This is a genomic window from Dulcicalothrix desertica PCC 7102, assembly GCF_003991905.1.
Classification (GTDB): domain Bacteria; phylum Cyanobacteriota; class Cyanobacteriia; order Cyanobacteriales; family Nostocaceae; genus Dulcicalothrix; species Dulcicalothrix desertica.
Genome location: NZ_RSCL01000101.1, coordinates 1 through 1,178 on the forward strand (window position 1 = coordinate 1; position 1,178 = coordinate 1,178).

Sequence of the window (1,178 nt, forward strand, 5' to 3'; positions counted from 1 at the left end):
TAAGTAAGTCGGCGCCAAAATTCCTAACTATGTAACGAAAAGTTAATAAGAGACGTTAGAGTTAAATTTTACACGCTGTGTACTGTAGTTCCCTCTGTTTCCCCTGGCTTCAATGCCATCAATCACGGCGTAAGCAAGTTCTAGTTCGTCGTCAAACATTTTTCCTGCTAATTCATCCTTTTTTAGGTGTTGCCATTCCAATTCAATCGGGTTCATTTCTGAACAATATTTAGGTAGAAAGAAAATGTATAAGCCTTGTTTTTCCCACTTTGACCACAATTGCTGAACTTCCTTACATCGATGTATTGGCCCATTATCTTGAACAATGACTCTCATACGACCAGATTTTTCTGCCTCTGCGGCTTCTTGTTCCATCATTTCAATGTATGATTTACGACCAACACCCCCAATAACAAGACCGTAGACAAAACTAATTAACGGTTGTAAAAAGCCAATGATGCCTAATCTCCGACCACGGCGCCCAGTTTGTTCTAAACGTTTTTGTTCGCCTCTGAAATAATACGTATAACCAGGTTCACTCCATGCACATAAACCTGATTCATCTAAGTATTTCAAATCTATTTCTCCGATCGCAGCAGACAATTCCAGCATTTCTAAGTCTGATTGTTTATTCGCTCGAACTACCGGGTCTTGCTTACCTTTGTGGCTTTTTCTACCTCGCTTCCATATGATCCCCTTTTTTTGAGTACCCGTCTTAATCTGTCGGGACTCATTTTAATTGAACGTTCGTTTTCTAACTTCGATGCTAATTGGTTGCTGTTATATGTACGTGGTTCTTGCTTAAGACATTGTTCTAAAAACAACATATCTTCTTCTAGCGCCATTTTGTCTTCCCACCTCTACCTGGTAATTCCCAAAGCCCTTCTGTGCCTGATTTTTTCCACCTATGTAACACTTCTCTCACTGTTTGAGCAGTCCATTTAAAATGTCCTGCTATTTTTTCTACGTACCACCCATGTGCATTTAATCTAATTACCTCTGCTCGGTCTTTGACTTTTTGTGGTACATTTGTAGCCCTAAGTTTTAAAAGGGTTTCGTCTTGCTCACGAGTTAAGAATACTCTCAAACGGGCGCCCATAGCTGTGTTACCTCATGTAGATGCATTTCCGTATTTATATATCTTTACATAGTTTGGTTTATTGGCGCCGACTTACTTA

1 pseudogene is annotated in these 1,178 nt (G+C 39.6%); it reads right to left on the reverse strand.

Annotated features, from left to right (window positions below):
• Nucleotides 1–42: 42 nt before the first annotated feature.
• Nucleotides 43–1,099 (reverse strand): annotated as a pseudogene (locus tag DSM106972_RS50950) (IS630 family transposase).
• Nucleotides 1,100–1,178: the final 79 nt, after the last annotated feature.